The organism is Paenibacillus sp. IHB B 3415, assembly GCF_000802655.2.
Lineage (GTDB): Bacteria > Bacillota > Bacilli > Paenibacillales > Paenibacillaceae > Paenibacillus_AQ > Paenibacillus_AQ phytohabitans.
Genome location: NZ_JUEI01000071.1, coordinates 23,408 through 42,653, shown reverse-complemented (window position 1 = coordinate 42,653; position 19,246 = coordinate 23,408). Strand labels below are relative to the sequence as shown.

The 19,246-nt window shown below is 52.0% G+C and carries 25 protein-coding genes and 1 riboswitch; of the genes, 18 read left to right on the top strand and 7 right to left on the bottom strand.

Annotation, left to right across the window (positions count from 1 at the left end; all coding sequences use genetic code 11):
* A partial coding sequence (locus QW71_RS27245; RefSeq protein ID WP_039306722.1) for a diacylglycerol kinase family protein occupies positions 1–607 on the bottom strand: 607 nt, incomplete at its 3' end.
* Positions 608–693: 86 nt separating this feature from the next.
* Positions 694–1,032 (bottom strand): DUF4870 domain-containing protein, encoded by a 339-nt coding sequence (locus tag QW71_RS27240; RefSeq protein WP_039306720.1) that lies wholly within the window; start codon positions 1,030–1,032, stop codon positions 694–696.
* 626 nt (positions 1,033–1,658) lie between these two features.
* Between QW71_RS27240 and QW71_RS27235 the strand changes: the two genes are divergently transcribed.
* The 7 genes from QW71_RS27235 (at position 1,659) to QW71_RS27205 (ending at position 7,672) form a co-directional block, all read left to right on the top strand.
* Positions 1,659–1,847, top strand: a complete 189-nt coding sequence (locus QW71_RS27235) for a hypothetical protein (protein ID WP_019913840.1) — start codon at positions 1,659–1,661, stop codon at positions 1,845–1,847.
* Between the two features lie 401 nt (positions 1,848–2,248).
* Complete coding sequence (coxB, locus tag QW71_RS27230; RefSeq protein ID WP_039306711.1) at positions 2,249–3,298, top strand: cytochrome c oxidase subunit II; 1,050 nt, start codon at positions 2,249–2,251, stop codon at positions 3,296–3,298.
* A gap of 137 nt (positions 3,299–3,435) precedes the next feature.
* The gene (ctaD, locus tag QW71_RS27225; protein ID WP_047014007.1) at positions 3,436–5,274 is read left to right on the top strand and encodes a cytochrome c oxidase subunit I; all 1,839 of its coding nucleotides are present in this window, start codon (positions 3,436–3,438) and stop codon (positions 5,272–5,274) included.
* 6 nt (positions 5,275–5,280) lie between these two features.
* Positions 5,281–5,907, top strand: coding sequence for a cytochrome (ubi)quinol oxidase subunit III (locus QW71_RS27220; protein ID WP_039306709.1), 627 nt, complete (start codon positions 5,281–5,283; stop codon positions 5,905–5,907).
* Between the two features lie 4 nt (positions 5,908–5,911).
* Complete coding sequence (locus QW71_RS27215; protein WP_039306707.1) at positions 5,912–6,235, top strand: cytochrome C oxidase subunit IV family protein; 324 nt, start codon at positions 5,912–5,914, stop codon at positions 6,233–6,235.
* A gap of 27 nt (positions 6,236–6,262) precedes the next feature.
* Complete coding sequence (ctaG, locus tag QW71_RS27210; protein WP_039306747.1) at positions 6,263–7,189, top strand: cytochrome c oxidase assembly factor CtaG; 927 nt, start codon at positions 6,263–6,265, stop codon at positions 7,187–7,189.
* Positions 7,190–7,207: 18 nt separating this feature from the next.
* A complete protein-coding gene (locus tag QW71_RS27205) occupies positions 7,208–7,672 on the top strand; it encodes a DUF420 domain-containing protein (protein WP_039306705.1) in 465 nt (154 codons plus the stop codon).
* Positions 7,673–7,768: 96 nt separating this feature from the next.
* Here the strand turns inward: QW71_RS27205 and QW71_RS27200 are convergent, their stop codons facing one another.
* On the bottom strand, positions 7,769–8,566 hold the full coding sequence (locus tag QW71_RS27200; RefSeq protein ID WP_039306703.1) for an MBL fold metallo-hydrolase: 798 nt from the start codon (positions 8,564–8,566) through the stop codon (positions 7,769–7,771).
* A 352-nt stretch (positions 8,567–8,918) separates the two neighbouring features.
* Here QW71_RS27200 and QW71_RS27195 point away from each other — a divergent pair, with 352 nt between their 5' ends.
* The 6 genes from QW71_RS27195 to QW71_RS27170 are packed head-to-tail and all read left to right on the top strand — an operon-like array spanning position 8,919 to position 13,436.
* Entirely contained in the window at positions 8,919–9,647 is a 729-nt protein-coding gene (locus QW71_RS27195) for a hypothetical protein (protein ID WP_039306700.1), read from the top strand.
* 54 nt (positions 9,648–9,701) lie between these two features.
* A complete protein-coding gene (locus QW71_RS27190) occupies positions 9,702–10,097 on the top strand; it encodes a GntR family transcriptional regulator (RefSeq protein WP_039306744.1) in 396 nt (131 codons plus the stop codon).
* 14 nt (positions 10,098–10,111) lie between these two features.
* Positions 10,112–11,041, top strand: a complete 930-nt coding sequence (locus tag QW71_RS27185; protein ID WP_039306741.1) for an ATP-binding cassette domain-containing protein — start codon at positions 10,112–10,114, stop codon at positions 11,039–11,041.
* A 3-nt stretch (positions 11,042–11,044) separates the two neighbouring features.
* Positions 11,045–11,947, top strand: coding sequence for an ABC transporter ATP-binding protein (locus QW71_RS27180; protein ID WP_039306699.1), 903 nt, complete (start codon positions 11,045–11,047; stop codon positions 11,945–11,947).
* Positions 11,940–13,229: an ABC transporter permease gene (locus QW71_RS27175; protein ID WP_039306696.1), complete on the top strand. Its 1,290-nt coding sequence runs from the start codon at positions 11,940–11,942 to the stop codon at positions 13,227–13,229. The genes QW71_RS27180 and QW71_RS27175 overlap by 8 nt, the downstream gene beginning before the upstream one ends.
* Positions 13,230–13,241: 12 nt before the next feature.
* Positions 13,242–13,436: a hypothetical protein gene (locus QW71_RS27170; protein ID WP_039306693.1), complete on the top strand. Its 195-nt coding sequence runs from the start codon at positions 13,242–13,244 to the stop codon at positions 13,434–13,436.
* Positions 13,437–13,509: 73 nt separating this feature from the next.
* On the opposite strand, the gene QW71_RS27165 is transcribed toward QW71_RS27170, so the two are convergent.
* Positions 13,510–14,139: a bifunctional 2-polyprenyl-6-hydroxyphenol methylase/3-demethylubiquinol 3-O-methyltransferase UbiG gene (locus QW71_RS27165; RefSeq protein ID WP_039306690.1), complete on the bottom strand. Its 630-nt coding sequence runs from the start codon at positions 14,137–14,139 to the stop codon at positions 13,510–13,512.
* Positions 14,140–14,268: 129 nt separating this feature from the next.
* On the opposite strand from QW71_RS27165, the gene QW71_RS27160 reads away from it, so the two are divergent.
* Positions 14,269–14,655, top strand: coding sequence for a DUF4878 domain-containing protein (locus QW71_RS27160; protein WP_047014004.1), 387 nt, complete (start codon positions 14,269–14,271; stop codon positions 14,653–14,655).
* 118 nt (positions 14,656–14,773) lie between these two features.
* Positions 14,774–14,962 carry a hypothetical protein gene (locus QW71_RS27155; RefSeq protein WP_039306684.1) on the top strand — a complete coding sequence of 63 codons (189 nt, stop codon included), beginning with the start codon at positions 14,774–14,776 and terminating at the stop codon, positions 14,960–14,962.
* Between the two features lie 346 nt (positions 14,963–15,308).
* Here the strand turns inward: QW71_RS27155 and QW71_RS27150 are convergent, their stop codons facing one another.
* Positions 15,309–15,755, bottom strand: coding sequence for a hypothetical protein (locus tag QW71_RS27150; protein ID WP_039306681.1), 447 nt, complete (start codon positions 15,753–15,755; stop codon positions 15,309–15,311).
* Positions 15,756–15,928: 173 nt separating this feature from the next.
* A riboswitch (cyclic di-AMP (ydaO/yuaA leader) is annotated at positions 15,929–16,098 on the bottom strand.
* 512 nt (positions 16,099–16,610) lie between these two features.
* Between QW71_RS27150 and QW71_RS40085 the strand changes: the two genes are divergently transcribed.
* The gene (locus QW71_RS40085; RefSeq protein WP_200905980.1) at positions 16,611–16,832 is read left to right on the top strand and encodes a hypothetical protein; all 222 of its coding nucleotides are present in this window, start codon (positions 16,611–16,613) and stop codon (positions 16,830–16,832) included.
* A 70-nt stretch (positions 16,833–16,902) separates the two neighbouring features.
* Here the strand turns inward: QW71_RS40085 and QW71_RS27140 are convergent, their stop codons facing one another.
* Together QW71_RS27140 and ytxJ are read right to left on the bottom strand one after the other, a co-directional pair.
* A complete protein-coding gene (locus tag QW71_RS27140) occupies positions 16,903–17,145 on the bottom strand; it encodes a glutaredoxin family protein (RefSeq protein WP_039306675.1) in 243 nt (80 codons plus the stop codon).
* A complete protein-coding gene (gene ytxJ, locus QW71_RS27135; RefSeq protein ID WP_039306673.1) occupies positions 17,142–17,468 on the bottom strand; it encodes a bacillithiol system redox-active protein YtxJ in 327 nt (108 codons plus the stop codon). The genes QW71_RS27140 and ytxJ overlap by 4 nt, the downstream gene beginning before the upstream one ends.
* Before the next feature lie 230 nt (positions 17,469–17,698).
* Here ytxJ and QW71_RS27130 point away from each other — a divergent pair, with 230 nt between their 5' ends.
* Together QW71_RS27130 and QW71_RS27125 are read left to right on the top strand one after the other, a co-directional pair.
* Entirely contained in the window at positions 17,699–18,421 is a 723-nt protein-coding gene (locus tag QW71_RS27130) for an SDR family NAD(P)-dependent oxidoreductase (RefSeq protein ID WP_039306670.1), read from the top strand.
* 76 nt (positions 18,422–18,497) lie between these two features.
* Complete coding sequence (locus tag QW71_RS27125; RefSeq protein ID WP_039306668.1) at positions 18,498–19,133, top strand: ThuA domain-containing protein; 636 nt, start codon at positions 18,498–18,500, stop codon at positions 19,131–19,133.
* The last annotated feature ends 113 nt before the right edge of the window (positions 19,134–19,246 follow it).

The following is a 19,246-nucleotide window of genomic DNA, read 5'->3' as shown; positions in this document are numbered from 1 at the left end:
GGTTGCAGACCGAGACCAGCCACGCCCGGTCGAAGGTCTGCAACCTGCCGTCGCAGGTCACGCTGACCCGGCAGGACTTGAAGGTAATCAGCGTATGCAGAATGCCGATGATATAAGCCAGGCGGCCGGCACCGATGGCATTGCACAGCCGTTTGTAGCGGCTGTTGTTCACATTGACGGCCACCTGGGCATCGAAGCCGCTGGCTACGGCGGTCAGGGTGAGCCCGTCCGCGCCCGAGAGCAGATCAGCTTCGAGGCAGCGGTCCTGCAGCGCGTTATCCAGCGCCGCCTCCGGAGTAAGCGGGATACCGAAGCCCCGCGCGGTGTCGTTGCCGGAGCCGGCGGGGATTACGCCGAGCGGCACCCCTCTGCGCCGCAGTGCGCCCAGCACGCTGTGGATCGTGCCGTCGCCGCCGATAACGATGGCGGCGCGCCAGTCCTCGCGGCGGGCAAGGGCGTGCAGCACCTGATTCTCCGCGCTGTCTGCGCTTTGCGTGAACAGCGCTTCATGCGGAATGGCGCGCGCCTTGAGCATGGCTTCAACGGTATGCCAAGTCCGCAGCCCCGCTCCGCCGCCCGAGCGGGAATTTATGATCAATAAATACATGGATGTTCCCCCAGCCTGTAATGATTCCTGTATGTCCTGATTCCATTGTACGGAGAGGACAGGCAAAAGGGAATCTTTTTTGCCGGTTACAGCTGCCGCAGCTGACTCTCGGCGATTGCTCCTGCCCAGGGCAGCCTATACCATCTTCCGCCCAGTGCGTGGTAGATCATCAGCAGCCATACGGCGAAGCCCAGCAGGGAGAGAAGGGCGGCCACGACAGGACCGAGAAAAGGGATGAAGCCGCTCAGTACATGGGCTACCATCAGCGCTCCGAAGGCAATCAGGGATTGCAGCGAGTGGAACAGGACGAACCGGCTGCGCTTCTCCAGCGCGAGGAACACAATGGCACCAATGAACGGGAAGAAGTAACACAAGGCGGCGGCAATATTATCGGGCAATCCGGTGGAAGATCTGAAAGGGGACAAAGGGCTCACTCTCCTTGGTTTGGAGAAGAAAGGCACGGATAATCAACCTTCTTCCCTTCAAGCCTATGAAGAATCACGTTAAAGTATGAACTGCACAGGGGATATGTCCAATATTTTCTGCAGCATTGGGTAGACTAATATCAGGTTCCCGCTGCTGGCGGCAGACATACTATATATTTTAGCCAGAGAAGCCGGACGCGCGGCTGAGGTCAGGTTAGGAGTAGCGGTTGTAGCGGAAAATGAGGATCTTACTTAGCGTGGAAGCTAAAGAAGTATAAAAAATTTCCATTCGCATATTTTACAAGGAAAGGTGGAACTTGGACTGGAATATGATACAATATAACGATAAGGCCCGAAAGGAGTGATTCAGTAAGTGGCTCTTCGGGTAACTAAAGTGTCAAGGTGTCTTTACTCTGAGACATCCTTACTCTCAGCCCAAATCACGACGAACCTGCTTCACCGGCAAGGCGGATTTCCGGAATACCGGAAGGATGGTCAAGGCGGATAATGCAAGCCACGTATGTGTAATGGTTTCTTAACTTGCATTTCAAGGTTACGGCGGACTTTTCATCATGCATTCTCTACAACGGAGCATTCATTTTCAATGTTTTGGGAGGGAACTGATCATGGCAAGTAAAGGTCATAACGAAGTCAAGGAAAGTCTACGGGAAATGACACGCATTTTCCGGCCCAAAGATCCCAAGAAATTTGTGAAGGAGTACGTCCGGAAATATCGGATCACGGGAGGCTATGAAGAAGAGCTGACCATGGTTGTTGAGCATGAACTGGTAAGAATGAATTCGTCCGTTTCTTAAACAACAGATAGAATTGTTCTGCTTCTGCTTTTTGATGACAACATTTTGCGCTATAACATCCATGAGGATTCTCATAAACCGTGCCCGGGCAGCCTGCTGCCGCTGGAATCGGTTTTTTTTGTATGCCCGGTTTACCGGATACAGGTACCTATAATTAGTCAAATGAATTAATAGACACAAATACATATGAATACGCTTTAAAAGTAGTTTAACAGTTTTCAGCTTATTTTGAAAGCGCTTTTAAAATCAGTAAGGACAAGCTTTTTTCTTTTTAAAAATGATTTTGTGAAATTGTTGTGAACGATTGACAAAACAGTGGGGCGAACTTATATTAATAGTGATTGTTATAATTGACAGGAAAATACTCTAATCTACGAATTCGGGAAAAGCGGGGTAGATCAATGATGAAAACGTGGCAGGCTGGAAAGCGGCTTCTTCCCATGACCGCAGCGCTTGGACTCATTCTTGCCGGATGCGGGCGGGAAGACTTGTCGGTACTCAGACCGCAGGGACCCGCAGCGGAAAGCTCGTTTGCACTAATGAAGCTGTCGATCTCAATCATGATCGTGGTGCTTTTGGTCGTCTTCTCCATTGCGGCTTATGTATGGATCCGTTTCCGCCGGAAACCGGATCAGAACGAGATTCCCAAGCAGGTGGAAGGCAGCTTCAAGCTCGAAGTGCTGTGGACGGTCATCCCGCTTATTCTCGTAGTTGTGCTGGCGGTTCCTACAGTGAAGGCGGTGTTCGCTGCCGGTAATGATCATTCGGATGATAAGGATGCCATTAAGGTCAAAGTGACCGGCCATCAATACTGGTGGGAGTTTGAATATACGGATTACGGGGTGACAACAGCACAGGATCTGGTGATTCCCGCCGGCAAGGATATCGCTTTTGAGCTAAGCACCAAGGATGTCCTGCACTCCTTCTGGGTACCTTCGCTCTCCGGCAAAATGGACACCAACCCCGACGGAACGGTCAACCGCTTCAGCTTCAGTGCGCCGAATGAAGGCGTTTACCGCGGTAAATGTGCGGAGCTGTGCGGGCCTTCCCACGGCTTCATGGAGTTTAAGGTGAAATCAGTCAGTAGTACGGCCTTTGAGGAGTGGTTAGCTTCGATGAAGGCTCCTGATTCCGTGTTGCCGGATGATCCGGCGCTTGCGGAGACCTTCAAATCCCAGTGCCTGACCTGTCATGCGACTGGAAGTATGCAGGATCTTTCCCAGGCCCCCAATCTGACGGGAATCGGCTCCCGCGAATCGGTGGCCGGCATTCTGCTTAATGACGACACGCGCGTGGACGGGGCACCGGTAGAAGAGAATCTGAAGACGTGGCTGCATGATCCCCAGAGCGTGAAGCCGGGCAACAAGATGCCGGATCCCAAGGATCTGGGCTTAAGCGATGAAGAGATCGATGGAATTGCCGAGTTTCTGGCCGGTTACACGCTGGACTGAAGCCGGATAGCCTATAGCCCGAAGCGGAAGCAGCATATTTGAAAAAGGGGGTACGTACCTTGGCCGAAGCAGCGCAATCCTTGCATCCCTCCCAGCCCTTGAAGCATGGCCACAGCGTTAAGCGGCATACCGGGCTAATGGACTGGATCACCACCGTCGATCATAAGAAGATCGCAATTCTCTACCTGTGGGCTGGGGGCATCTTCTTCGGCATCGGCGGATTGGAAGCGATTCTGATCCGTATTCAGCTGATCAAGCCGATGAATACCTTTCTGGATGCCCAGACCTTCAACGAACTGATTACCATGCATGGCACGACGATGATCTTTCTTGGCGTCATGCCTGTCATCTTCGCACTGATGAATGCAGTCATACCGCTGCAGATCGGTGCGCGTGACGTAGCCTTTCCTTTTCTCAATGCGCTCGGATTCTGGACCTTCCTGTTCGGCGGTATTCTGCTCAACCTCAGCTGGGTAATGGGCGGTGCGCCTGATGCGGGCTGGACCGCATATACCCCGCTCTCCAGCACGGGCTACAGCCCCACGCACGGGGTGGACTTTTATACCATCGGGCTGCAGATTGCCGGTCTCGGCACACTTATTGGCGGCATTAACTTCCTGGCCACCATCATCACGATGCGCGCACCGGGGATGTCCTTCATGCGGATGCCGATGTTCGCCTGGACCACTTTTATTACTTCAGCCATTATTCTATTCGCTTTCCCTGCTATTACTGTAGGCCTTGTCCTGCTTACTTTCGACCGGATACTGGAAGCCAACTTCTTCAATGTGGCCGGAGGCGGCAATCCGGTGCTGTGGCAGCATATCTTCTGGATCTTCGGCCATCCCGAAGTATACATTCTGATTCTTCCGGCCTTCGGCGTCATCTCTGAGGTTATTCCGACCTTCTCGCGCAAGCGGCTGTTCGGGTACAGCTCCATGGTGTTCGCGACGATTCTGATCGCCTTCCTGGGCTTCATGGTCTGGGCGCATCATATGTTCACCACCGGCCTCGGTCCGGTAGCGAATGCGTTGTTCTCAGTCTCCACCATGCTGATCGCCGTTCCGACCGGGATCAAGATCTTCAACTGGCTGTTCACCATGTGGGGCGGACAGGTACGCTTCACCACCCCTAATCTGTTCGCAGCCGGCTTCATCCCAACCTTCACCATGGGCGGGGTAACGGGTGTCATGCTGGCCTCTGCGCCTGCGGACTTCCAGTTCCACGATACTTACTTCGTAGTGGCGCATTTCCACTATGTTATTGTCGGCGGTCTGGTGCTCGGGCTGTTTGCCGGACTGCACTACTGGTGGCCGAAGATGTTCGGGCGGATGCTTAGCGAGACGTTAGGCAAGTGGACCTTCTGGACGTTCATTATCGGCTTCCATCTGACGTTCTTCGTGCAGCATTTCCTGGGACTGATGGGCATGCAGCGCCGTGTATTCACCTATTTGCCGAATCAGCAGTTTGATCTGCTTAACCTGATCAGTACTATTGGTGCGATGCTGATGGGGGTCGGCATGCTGATCTTCCTCACGAATATCTTCCTGACCTCGAGACGGCCGGCTGATGCAGCCGATGATCCGTGGGAAGACGGGCGGACACTTGAATGGACGATTCCTTCACCGCCGCCGGAATATAACTTCAAGCAGACGCCGCTGGTGCGGGGCCTGGATGCCTTCTGGAAGGAAAAAATGGCCGGACACAAGGCGATGACCCCGTCCGAACCGGTGGGCTCGATTCATATGCCTTCGGCAACGATTCTGCCGTTCCTGATGTCGGTCGGTATTTTCATAGCGGGACTGGGCTTCATGTTCAGCCGTGATGAGTTCAGCAGCAGTATAATGAGCTTTCTGTTCAATAACTATATCGTTACGGCACTGGGACTGCTTATTACCTTCGGTTCCATGCTGATGCGGTCGCTGTTCGACGATCCGGGCTGGCATATTGAACCCGAAGAGCTGGAAGGAAGGTGAGCGGATATGACTACAGCACATGCTGAAGCAGCGAATGGGACTCTCCCGCATGAACCGGAAAAAGCAACACTCGAAGGACGCAACAAGGTGCTGGCCTTCTGGCTGTTCCTTGGTGGGGAAGCGGTGCTCTTCGGCACCCTCTTCGCAACCTTCCTGGCGCTGCGCAATCAGACCAATGAAGGCCCGTCTGCGAATGAGCTGTTTCATCTTCCGCTGGTCGCGGCGGCAACCTTTCTTCTGCTGGTCAGCAGTCTGACCAGTGTCTTCGCGATCCAGGCGATGCACCGGGGCCGCGTCACCATGCTGCGGAACTGGCTGCTGGTCACGGTACTGCTCGGACTTTGCTTCCTGGTTCTGGAGATTTACGAATTCAGCGTATACATCAGGCATGAGGAATTCGGAATGACCACCAGTGCATTCAGCTCGGCTTTTTATACCCTGGTCGGCTTTCACGGTGCCCATGTGGCCTTCGGTATTCTGTGGATATCAGTACTGATCGGCCAGTTAATGCATAAGGGGCTGACGGTGGTAACCGCACCTAAGATTTATGTGTCGGCGATGTACTGGCATTTCATTGATGTGGTGTGGGTCTTTATCTTCACGGTAGTATACCTCCTCGGAAAGGTGGGATGAAGCCATGGCGACGAAGCAGCATTCTCCGGACTCTCCGGTGAAGCACCGGCACCGCCCGGAAGGACCGCAGCGGCATATTGTAGTCTTTGTCTTCTCCATTGTCCTGACGCTGATCGCCTTTGCCGCAGTGGCCGCCGGAGGGGTGAATGCCACCTTTGCCGTTATTCTGCTGCTGGTGATGGCTGTGCTGCAGGTGATTCTGCAGATGGGCTTCTGGATGCATCTGAAGGACAAAGGGCATATGATGCCGATTATCTTCATGCTGGGCGGATTTTTTATCGCGGGTACTTGCATTATAATGTCGCTCTACTGGGTATGGTGGGATTAATACTGTACGGGAGGAGGGCTTGCCATGATGCCGGGATTACAATACTTCAGCTTTACTGAACTGTGGAGTCCGCTGTTTCTGGCCCTGATGCTCCTGCTGACTGCCGGATATTTTGTGCTGATCGGTCCGCTGGCCTCCCGGTTTGAGGGCAGTACTGCAGTCCCCTTCTGGCGGAGGGGGCTGTTCTTATGCGGAATGCTGGCCCTCTATCTGGCGCAGGGGGGGCCTGTCAGTCTGCTGGGGCATATCCTTTTTTCGTTCCATATGGTCAGTATGGCCTTGTCTTATCTTGTTGCAGTCCCGCTGATTATGCTGGGGATTCCTGACTGGTGCTGGCGTGCGCTGCTCCGGGTGAATCCGCTGCGCGGCCTTGCTTTTCTGGCTAAGCCCATCGTTGCCGCACTGCTCTTCAACGGATTATTCTCGCTCTACCATATCCCGGCGATTCATGATTATGTCATGCTGCATTTCGCGGTTCACCGCCTGTATTACGCCGTATTATTCCTGACTTCAGGGCTCATGTGGTGGAATCTGATCAATCCCCTGCCGGAATACCGGGCGCTGGGCGGCCTCGGTCAGGTAGGATTCATCTTTCTGAACATGGTCCTGCTGACACCGGCCTGCGGGCTGATTATTTTTGCCGGTTCTCCCCTGTATGCTACGTATAGTGACCCCAATACCTGGGCGATGGCCATGGGCTACTGTGTACCGCAGAGTCCGGCTGCTTTGCTGCAGGCTTTTGGCGGTCCCGGCTTCTTCGGATCTCTGTCCCCCAAGGTAGATCAGCAGGTCGGCGGCATCGTGATGAAGTTCATTCAGGAATTTATTTTTGCCTCGATGCTTGCTTATGTGTTCTATCATTGGTATAAAAAAGAGAACGGACAAGAGGACACGGAGTTGTCCGCGCCTGCCTCTGAACTTGCGGAGGAGGGTCTGAACTATAAGAGCTGGTAAGTGCCGAGGGGGATAATCATGGATATTTTCACATTGTTTCCAACGATCAGTACATCGTTCATCGTCATTAGCGCGGTGCTGGTGGCTATCGGCTGGAGACAAATCATTCAGGGCAAACGCGAAGCGCACAAGAAAACAATGATTGCAGCTGCTGTGGCGGCGATTCTCTTTTTCCTGGTGTACTCGTCAAGAACGATATTCGTGGGGAATACGACCTGGGGCGGACCGGATGATCTGTCGACGCTGTACCATGTCTTCCTGATCTTCCACATTGTGCTGGCAACCGTAGCTGCTGTATTCGGTATCACTACGCTGACGCTGGGCTTCAAGGCCAAGTATGCCAAACACCGCAAGTGGGGAAGAGTGACGGCTGTCATCTGGTTTATCACCGCTATTACGGGAGTGGCCGTTTATGTGCTGCTGTACATCTTCTATCCGGGCGGACACACGCTGCCGGTCTGGAAAGTCATTATGGGCGGTTAGCTGTAATTGAAGACAAGCCTGTACATCTGCTGTTCCGCTTATGCGGGGCGGGTGTATGGGCTTTTTGTTTGTGGTGCAGTAGTGGGGAGCGGTGGCTCAGAACTGCACGCTGAACCCCTTAAACCTATGTATCCCCGTTCCAAAATGATCCAGCTCCTGTTCCTGCAGATACTGGGCAGCCCGCCCGGCTTCCCGGAGAATCTCCGGATCGAGCCCCAGTGTATTATGCGAGCCGTATACTTTGCGGACGCCGTCAATTTGTGCAATCCGGGCCAATGAACGCACCAGGCCGGCGGGACTTGTCGAAGGATAGAACGCATAGACCGGCGTTGTGTCATAGAGCAGATCACCGGTGAACAGGAATCCCCGGCTGTCGTCCCCGAAGCATAAATGGCCCGGTGAGTGCCCGGGAGTATGATACACGGTTATTATCCGGCCTCCGCCCAGATCAAACAGATCTCCATCGCTGAGCAGCCCCGCCGGTTCCCCCTGATAAGGAGTATAGGCTGCCGGATCGAAGCCCTCCGGAACCTTGCGCGTAATGTCCCTGCCGATATCCCGCCGGATCTGCTCCAGAGACAAGCCCTGAATGCCGTGGACCAGCCAGTCCCGGTCAGCTTCATGCACATAGATTCGTTCGAATTGCCCATGGCTGCCGATATGGTCGGTATGCACATGAGTGGTAAGCACATCAACCGGGAGATTCGTCAGCTGGCCGGTTATACTGCGGATATTGCCGATGCCTAGCCCCGTATCAATCAGCGCCGCCCGGTCTTCCCCGATCAGCAGGAAGGAATGAACCTGCTCCCAATGCCCGTATTCGCTGATGGCGAAGGTGGTCTCATCTATAGACTCTACGGTAAACCACGGATCATTCAATCTATGCAGATCCAACTATACGCACCTCCAATTCCCCTATCGGATTTGAATTCCACACCATGCCTTGCCCGATATTTCCAGGTAGTCCGTTAATCATGCTGAGTTCTTACTGACCCGGCTGGAAGCAGGTGCATGTGCCGCAGCGGGCCCATATTATTCCATAATAGCACAGTGAACCGTGAAGGCGTGTTTCCGGACTTTATAATAATGCGCCCAATTACGTTGGTTGAAAACCCTTGACACTGGAAAATACAGGTCATATACTGTGTATATAGATATATACAGTAAGCGCAGAGAGAAGCACACTGAACCGTGTGAATCTGCTGCCGCCTGCCGATGATGACATCACAAAGCGAGGTTAACGGTTATGACAACATTAAAGAATGCATGGTTCATCGTGCGCAGCGATTTCCGCGGTGACAGGCTGAAGCTGCTGTGGGCGCTGCTGTTCGCCGTCGTATTCATGGGGTATATGGCCGCACTGGCCGGAATGGTATTGAATGATGCGATGGACCGGGGCGAGGGGAAGCTGCTGAGCGATGTTTTGCTGGTCACCATTATTTCTATGCTGGGAATTACCTTCTCCCGGAGAAACATGAAATATTTGGCGGATGATACCTATACCCGAATGCTGGCGTATATGCGGTCCCTGCCGGTACCTGCTGAGGTCATTCTCTGCAAAAGAAAACTGAATACGCTGTTTGCCTTTATCCTGAACAGCACACTGTACTTTGGTTTAATCTATACAATCGGCGCCAATATACGCAGCGAGCTGCCGGTCTCCGCGTATCTCGCATTTGCCCTTACCTGGATTGGATGCGGTCTGGTCATTGCCGGAATATACATTTTTATCGAGTTCTCGGTCAGCGGCAAAGCATATTTCCTGATTATGATCATCGTCATATTCCTGGCCATAGGTATTGCAGGACTGGTCTATCTGGCCGGAGGGAATCTGCTGCTTGCAAGTGTGGCTGTCTCGAAGGAGTGGGGGCTGTTGTCTCCGCTGATGTGGGGTTCGCTGCTGCTCGGCATTGTATCGGTACAGCTGTTCTCCCGGTGGACGATTCACCGGCTGAAGAGCCGTGATCTCGTATGAAACGGGGTAAAGTTTTAGTCCGGCATGCCGGAGCGTGGAAGGCAGGTGCGTATGATGTGGATACCCATACAAATTAATGAGAACAGCGCAGAGCCGCTGTACCATCAGATCGAAACCCAGCTGAAATCGCTGATTATCTCTGGCACGATCACGGAGGGCACTCTGCTTCCTTCCATCCGTGAGTTTGCGGGTGACCTGAAGTGCAGTGTGATCACCGTCCGGCGGGTCTATCAGGATCTGGAGAATGAAGGGCTGCTGCGCACAAGACAGGGAACGGGCACCTTCGTCTCCCATGTAGGAGACGGAACCATGGCAGGCTATAAGCAGGATGCCATCCGCAAAGCGCTGGAGAGTGCAGTGGATGTGGGGCTGTCCGTACATTGCAGTGAAGATGAGCTGACACAGCTGTTCAAGGAAATTGTGCAGGACAAATACGGGAAACAGAAATGAAGGACGGGGATCTCATGGTACAGCAAGCCATAGAACTACGGAATGTGTGCAAGAAGCGGAGGGGCAAGACGGTAGGGCCGCTTAATGTTAATCTGCCGCAGGGTTACATTACTGCGCTGGTGGGCCAGAACGGCTCCGGCAAAAGCACGCTGCTGCACATGCTGCTGCAACTGACTTTTCCAGAGGAAGGCGAGATCCGCTGGTTTGAGGAAGCCTACCGTGACGGGCTGCCGCTGCAGCTCCGCCAGACTATCGCTTATGTACCGGAGATCTCGCAGAATGAAGAGAATCTCTGGACAGCCGGCGAGGCTGCCGATTTCCGCCGCCGCTGGTATCCTTCCTGGGACCAAGGTTATTACGAGGAGCTGATCCTGAAGCTGGAGTTGCCGGAGAATGCCAGGCTGGGCAAGATGTCCAAGGGCGAACGCCGCAAATTCGAGATTGCCGCGGCCCTGGCTGCGAAGCCCCGGCTGCTGCTGCTGGATGAGCCGTCTTCCGGCCTTGACCCTTTTGCCTGGAAGATTATGATTGAGACTCTGCAGCGGTACATGGATGAGCATGAGGCCACCATCGTGATCTCGACCCACATTGTGGAAGAGGTGCGGCGGCTAGCGGATTACATTGTCCTGATGCATCAGGGGCAGCTGCTGGGAATGGCCGAGAAGGACAGCTTGTTCGGCTCCTGGAGTGAAATATGGGTTCAGGCAGAGGGCGGACAGGCGCTGGAGGAACTGGCAGCAGAGCTGCCGCAGGCGCTGGAGCTTAAGCTGGAAACGCCGGGAGTGGCTTCATTTTTGACCCAGCAAATCTATCAATATGAGAAACGCATTCATGATTTGGGCGTAAAGGTTATCAAGAGCCGCAGCCTGGAGCTTGATGAAATCCTAAGCTTATGGAGCCGGGGACATCGTCCGGTTCTGATTGACCAGAAGAGAGGGGAATAAGGAATGGAAGCTTTGCATTTGGAACAGGTAGTGAAGCAGTACGGCGATAAGACAGCAGTCAACGGAATCAGTCTGAAGGTAGAACAAGGCGAAATTTACGGTCTGCTGGGTGCAAACGGCGCCGGCAAAACGACGACTATGCGCATGGTGCTAGGTCTGATCTATCCAGATGAAGGCCGGATTCTTTATAACGGCAAGCCGTATAGCACGGAGCTTCAGCATCTGATGGGTTATCTTCCAGAGGAGCGGGGGCTATACCCGAAGGTCAAAGTAAGCGATCAGATTATCTATCTGGCCCGGCTTCGCGGCATGCCGGCAAGTGAGGCGGATAAGAGCCTGCGTTACTGGCTGGACCGGTTCGACGTTCCGGAATACTACAATAAGAAGATTGAAGAATTGTCCAAGGGCAATCAGCAGAAGATGGGCTTCGTCGCTGCCGTCGTCCATAAGCCGAAGATTCTGATTCTGGATGAAGCCTTCAGCGGCCTCGATCCGGTGAATGTGGAGCTGCTGAAGGATACAGTCAGAGAGATGCGGGATCAGGGCACGAGTATTCTTTTCTCAACCCACCGGATGGAGCATGTGGAGGAGTTATGCCGCAATATTACGATTCTCGACCGCTCAAACACCGTAGTTCAGGGAGACATCCGTGAGATCAAGAAGGGTTATCCGCGGGAAGCAGTCGTACTGCGTACAGCCGGGGAAGTGAACGGGCTTGCGGAGATTGCCGGAGTCACTGCAGTGGAGCGCCAGGAACGCGGATATCTGCTGTCCATCAGCGAGATTGGCGCAGCACAGCGCATTCTGCAGCTGGCCATGGCTCAAGGCGAGGTAGAGCATTTCGAGATTAAGGAACCGACGCTAAACCAAATCTTTATCAGGGCGGTGGGTGAATCTAATGAATAAGATGGGGAGCATTATCAACTTCACATTCAAGAACAAGGTAAGAACGAAATCCTTCATGATTACAACATTAATTCTGGTGCTCCTGCTGAGTATCGGGATGAATATTCCTTATCTGATCAAGGTGTTTAAGGGAGAAGACGGTGCCAAGGAAGCTACGCAAATCGGAGTGGTTGCAGAGCAGGGCTTCCGGCCTGCCGAACTGCTTCTGGCGTATACACCACCGGCTGAAACAGATGCTCAAGTCGAATTCACAGCTTATACCTCCGCAGATGATGCTGCGCTGAAGCAAGGGCTGGAAGACGAGAAGATTGAGGGTTATCTCTCCTTTGCTTCAGAGGGCAGTGAAGGGGTACCGCCGGTTACGTATCACAGCAAAGACGGGGATATCAGCGACAAAGTGCAGAGTTATCTTCAAACTGCTTTGCAGCAGGTGAATACCGGACTTATTGTCGGCGATAAGCTGACGGAGAGCCAGGTAGCTGCGATATTTGCTCCGGTCTCGATTGGCACAGAACAGCTGAACGCCGATGCAGCAGCATCTGCATCAGAAGAAGGAGATGCCAAGCCGGTCATTAACTATGTCGTTGTCTATGTCCTGCTGATGCTGTTCTTCATGTCCGTGATGATGACAGGCAACATGATCGCCGCTGAGATTACCTCGGAGAAAAGCTCGCGTATCATGGAGATTCTGATCACCAGCGCATCACCATTAACACAGATGTTCGGCAAGGTCATCGGGATCTTCCTCGTCGGCCTGCTGCAGATCGCCATTATATCCGCCAGTATCGCTGTCAACCTGATGCTTCCGCACAATTCCGGCATCCTATCTGATTTCAACCTAGATCTGGGACAGCTGAATGCCAGCATTCTGGTGTATGGATTTATCCTGTATATCCTGGGTTACTTCCTGTACGCTCTGATGTATGCAGCTGTCGGTTCGATTGTCAGCCGGACAGAGGATCTGGGGCAGGCAGTTATGCCTGTGATGATGGTGGGCTTCGTCAGCTTCTACCTGCCGCTGTTCAGCATCTCGAACCCGGATACCCTGCTGGTTAAGGTAGCGAGCTTCGTTCCATTCACCTCTTCACTCAGCTTGCTGCTGCGGATCGGCGTGGGGCATGTGGCCTTCTGGGAGATCATAGTCTCGCTGGCAATCCTGCTGGCAACGACCTTCGTCTTCGGCTGGCTCGCCGCCAAGATCTACCGCACCGGCGTCCTGATGTACGGCAAGCGTCCTAGTATTAAGGAGATTAGAAAAGCGATGAAGGCTTATAAGATCTAAGGAGTGGAAGTTATGGATAAAAAGCATCAGCAAAACACCGGATTACTGTTTGCAGCTTCTTTTCTTTCACTAACAGCGGGCCGAATGCTAGATTCTAACGGAAGCAACCTGATAGATTTCACGCAAGGGATGCTCACGGGTATAGGCATTGTGGGTATGGTGGTGACCATCATAGCCTTTGGCAGATATCAGAAGCGCAGCCAGTAAATATAGATCAAAGCCCATTCGCCGGTGGAGGCGGGTGGGCTTTTTCTACTTATGCAGACAGTCTTGGTGAGCGCTATCCTACCTTTTTACATTTTACAATTAAGAAGTTTATGGAAGGTTTGTTTTTCATACTCTTACCGGGCTCATCTATTTCTGATATCTCGACCAGGCCATAGTTGGCAAAGTCTTGTTGAATGGAGTCAGCATCATAAAAAAACATGTTCACTCGGTCCATGATCTCGAAATAGTCTGTATCCAGTTGGACGCCCTTACCGTACATTGGAGCTTTTTTGGATACCGTTGTAAAGACCATATATCCACCCGGCTTCAGCTGATTATAACAAGCCTGAATGAACTTCTCCCGCTCACGCTGATCCAATAAGTGAATCAGGGCATAGCAGAATATACCGTCATAGAGCTTATTGTCAAAAGGCATATCCGTTACCGAGCCGTGGTAAACATTCATATCCAGCCCGCGCTGCCTAGCCAGATTAATCGCTGTTTGTGAAATCTCAATACCTGTAACATCTATCCCATTATCCATAAAAACCTTAGCATTTCTGCCATATCCAATACCGGGAATCAGGATGTCTTTAACATTCTTTTCGTGGAAAAAATCCTTGGTTAGGATGGCCGAGTCAGAAGGTTCAAATCCCCACATCGTTTGTTTTTCTATGAAGCTTGCTTCCCAAAACTCCGTCATAGCCCGATCTCCTTTAATCACACTAAATAGTTATTACAGACACATTATATCTACGATAAAACTGATTTGCAATGTTATTGTTAATCCTCGTATTTAAACAGATAGACTTTTGTGAAGCGGACGGATATTATGTTAGATGGATTTAGAACGATTAAGCAGCAGAAGCTAAGTGATGATCCGGAGCTGAACAGTGTGGTAGTTAGCTACCTGGATGATTTCAATGATATCTATAAATGGAGTGAGTATGCATCGGATGATTTCATCGCGAAAGTGTACATGTGGTGTTCCGGAGATACCTCAGAAAGTAAGACGATAGATGAAATGAAGGCTCTGTATGCTGAAATCAGCAAGGAGACGGCAAATATAACAGATTACGAAATTAATGAAATGAATAAAATAAACGCTGATGAATACGAAGTGGTAGTGTACAGGTCCTGGGATAACGGGAGTGATGATACCGCTGTCTATTCAATGATTAAAATGGATGGGGTATGGAAGGTGGATGACCGGTATTGATGAAACGGGCTTATGAATAATGCTGTTCTATAGAGTGAGTACAAACCACCCCAAACTGGTTAAAACCCCGCAGATAGTGTACCTTAGTAATATTAGTAATTAGGAGTGGTGATTTTTTGTGAAAAAAAGTAGACAAACCCCCGTGCTGGTCGTGGTCTCCATCCTGCTGATCATTATCAGCAGCCTGATCCCGTCGGACAAATCAACCTGGCTGGGGGCACTGCAGACCATCTTGCTGGGCGTCGGGCTGCTCGGATGCTGCATGGCTTTTTGGCGGTTCGCCAAGGGCGGCAAAGGTAAGCGCTGATTTCTGGCACTGGAACGGATAGCATAGCATAGCAAATGGAGAGCCGTGGCGGATGCTGCGGCTTTTATTAATATGAACGACGTCAGCGGATTTACTCTATGCAGCGCTTGCTACGCGGACTGAGAGGACCTTATTTTGTGAAAAAGCCTGCTTTTTTGCTCGTTGCGGACTCAGGAGCGCTTATATTGTTCGATGGAGCTCAAAATGAGGCGAAACTGGTTAGTTAAGGTCCTCTGAGTCCGCATGGATCGCTGAATGGCCTGACCGGACGAAATAACGGATCTACAGTCCGCATGGATCGCAGCAGCATGGTTGATTCTATTGGTGCAGGCCCCAGCAGCTTGCCCTATCCCGCCGATGGGCGCGGGACAGCTGGCCGCACAGCAGCCATCTGTTCGCGAATCCCTCTGAGCTGCGCTTTCAGCTCAGGAACGCTTCGCTGCAGGATGAGGCTGATCTCGGGCAGCGGCAGCTGGATGCCGTACCATAAGGCGCTGGCGATCTGATCCTCCCAGGTGAGCAGGGCAGAAGAGCAGCGGCCGCGGTCTTGAGCAACCAGCGAGCATTGCCGGATGCATTCCCTGTAGGCGGCAAGGGAGTAAGCATCTGCTTGGATGCTGCCCTTGAGCCACGGCTCAGAGAGTGCCGCGAATGTGGCAATTGCGGCTTGATCGGCGCGGGCGCCTTTCTCCAGCAGGAGACAGCTTAGCGCATAGATGGTTCCGCTATATTGCTCAATATAGCTGGTGAATCCGGCAGCGGGAACTGCATTGGACGATAATGGGTCTGGCATGTGGACACGTTCCTTCCTGAATGTGGGCGATTTGTAGTTTGATTATGTAGTTGATTGGTTTGCCGAAATGCTGATCCGCCGGAATAAGTGCGCAAAAAACCGCAGACAGAGGAGGACCTCTGCTGCGGTTTTGTTACAGGCGTAAGAAGCCTGGGGCAAAATCGTGGCGGATCAAGATCTCTCTCTTTACGCTTACGGGGTTAGCTGTCGGATTCGGACGGTGAGAGTCGCCCTACCTTTTGAGACTGCGCAATTGAAGTCTCCTTCGGATTCACCCCAAGTAGGCCTGCGGCCTGATGGTTCCCCCGTTTTCCGCTTGGCGGAAATTCAGCGTGCATTCATAGTTTCGTTGGTAACTTTCAACACGAATCATACCCTTTCAGGATTGTCTTTGTAAAAATGGAAAAGAGTGCTTCTGCGCCGGATTTGCAATAAATTGCTGCTTCGCAAGGAATATTGGAGACTAAAACCATATATGTGGCCGATTATCATCCGTTTATCTCGCTCAATCGCCGTTTTTTATTTTTGGGAGGCAGCGGTGAGGGAACTTCGGAAATATTAATGCGTTAGACGGAAATGCCGCCGATAATGAATTTTTGAAAAATATCGTATTAGTGAGATATCGGGCGATAATGAGAGTTTGAAGATAAAGTAAGCGTTACCCGTCAGGAAAATGGATTCTTGATTGTGTTATTAGAGTAATTATGGCGGTTTACAAATTGCACCTGAATTAGAGCCTGATTTTACGAAAAGTGTATCCTTTCTAGCCCCGCAAACGATACATCCCGGAGGGCAAATTCCCCGTTTCCCGAACGCTTGACTTGGACCGGCGGCCACCGCATTGCCGTCGCAGACGTGAACTTTGAGCGCCGCGCCTATGAGAAATGGACAGCCTACGGCCAGTCGAAGACCGCCAATGTGCTGTTCGCCCTTGAACTGGACAAACGCGGGCAAGCACATGGTGTCCGGGCCTTCTCAGTGCATCCCGGCAGCATCCTGACCGATCTGGCCGGCATCTGCCTTATGACGAGCTGCGCGGCATGTGAGGCTATGACAGGGGTTACATTCCCGGCCTGACAGATCTGAACAACAAAAATGGTGCCGGCCCTGTAAGAGGGCGGCACCATTTTGCATAGGGGAATAATCATTAATGAACAGCTGCCTCAATAAGCTCCTGAAGCTCAGGAAGATTGAAGCCCTTGACAGCCCGGTCTCCGGATACGGTGACTGGAACACCCATGAAGCCCAGCTTCTCGACTTCTTCCTGGTAAACGGTACTGGTCATCACATCTCTGACTTCGAAGGGAATGCCCTTGCTCTCAAGCAGCTGCTTCACCTGATTGCAGTCGCTGCAGCCGGATGTGGAATAGATGATTACGTTCTGGCTCATTGCTCCACAGCTTCCTTGATGGCGCCACGGGTGATTTTCCAGTGGGAAGTGTTCCAGCGGACCTCACCATCCTCCAGCAGGAAAATCTGCGGCGATTCATGCTTAATCCCGAAATCCTCGGCAATCTGATTGGAGACCGGACGGTCTTCGATAACATGTACAATGGCGGCAGGCGTGTCGGAATTCTGTGTATAGGCCTGGAACTCCTCATTTGCTTTGGCGCTGATCGGGCAGGTGGTGCTGTGCTTGAAGAGCAATTTTTTGCCGGGTTGCCCTACGTATTGTTGCAGTTCATCCAGTGTATGGATTTGTTGAATAGACATCAGAGGATCACCTTCCTGGAATAGAATTTAGAAAGCATCTTGTCAACAATTGTGTTGTTAACAACTATTATTCTTGATTGTAACATAGTTCAAAATTAAAGCAAAAGAATGTTCAGCAGGCTTATCCCCTCCCTTGCAGGATGTTGATAAAGGCTAATTGCCATGCTAATGTGAGAGTGATGCAGCAACGCTCTGCGCATAAATAAGCAGGTATGAGGGGGGGGCAATTCATGAAAAGGGTCGCTTTTGTAACCGGTGCCGACCGCGGGCTCGGGTTTTATCTGGTACGCTTTCTTCTGGAGAATAAATACACAGTGTTTGCCGGCCGGTATTTACCGGAAGCGGAGGCACTGGAGGTTCTGAAAGCGCAATACCAGGACACGCTGATGCTGGTCCCTCTTGATATCGGCAGCGCAGAGAGCGTGAAAGAGGCAGCGCGGAGTATTGCGGGCAGTACGGGACACATCGATATTATTATCAACAATGCCGGTATTATCCACCAGGCGGACAATGCTACAATGCTCGTGGATATGGATGATGAGGCCATGGCGCAGCTCTATAATGTGAATACGCTCGGCGCACTCCGGGTGAGCAACGCGTTGATGGGACTGCTCCTGCAGGGTAAGCAGCGGCTAATTATTAACATCTCCTCAGAGGCAGGCAGTATCAGCCGGAACAAAAGAATTAATATGTACGGCTACTGCATGTCGAAGGCGGCACTGAATATGCAGTCTTCGCTGATGCACAATCATCTGCTTAAGCTGGGCGGACAGGTGATGGTCTTCCATCCCGGCTGGCTGCAGTCTTATATGCACGGAGAGAAGAATATGGAAGCGCCGATTCCTCCGGAGGAATCAGCGTATAAGATTATGAATATCGTACAGGTTCATAAGAAGTATCTGGGCGAGGAACCGGTGTACATCGATCTTGACGGCAATCTCTGGCCCTGGTAACAGCAGCGGACTTTTGTGGGATAATGGATTAAGCAATAATAGATGATTTACTTTGCACAAGAGAGGTGTGAATGCAATGACTTCCTTCAAAGCACTTGCGTTTGGCAGCTATACCGAGGTTAAATATCATCCGTTCACGGGAGTTGACCGCGAGATCGAGCAGCTGCTGGAGCCGGAGTTTCAGGTCGTATCGACTGAGGATTACGGGCTGATGAACAAGGAACAATTGTCCGACTGCAAGCTGGTGGTCTCCTATACTGAATTCTCTGATGAGAAATTATCCGCTGCGCAGAGCGGTGCACTGCTGTCTTATGTGGCTGGCGGCGGCGGTCTGCTCGTAGTGCATAACGGGATCTCCCTGCAGCGCAATCAGGAGCTCGGCGTAATGCTGGGCGCCCATTTCACCCACCATCCGGACTATACCGCGCTTCATATGACGATTCCGGGCCGGGAGCATCCGATTATGCAGGGCATCAATGACTTTGTGATTGAGGATGAGCCGTACTATTTTGAGCAGCTGCCATACTTCGAATCAACCATTCTTGCAGAATATCCCCATGGAGGGGCGATGCGGCAGGCGGCTTGGTGCCATGAATTCGGACAAGGGCGGGTAGTCTACCTGATGCCTGGCCATCATCTGCCTTCCTTCTCGGTAGAGCCGTTCCGCCGGATGATCCGCAGAGGCGGGTTATGGGCAGCCGGACTGCTGTAAGATAATGTGGAGACCAGCTTAAGTTATGCTTAGGCTGGTTTCTTTTGTTTATTCTAAAAAAACACCTTGACCCTGACACTAGTGTCAGGGTTTATACTAAGAGTAGACCATTT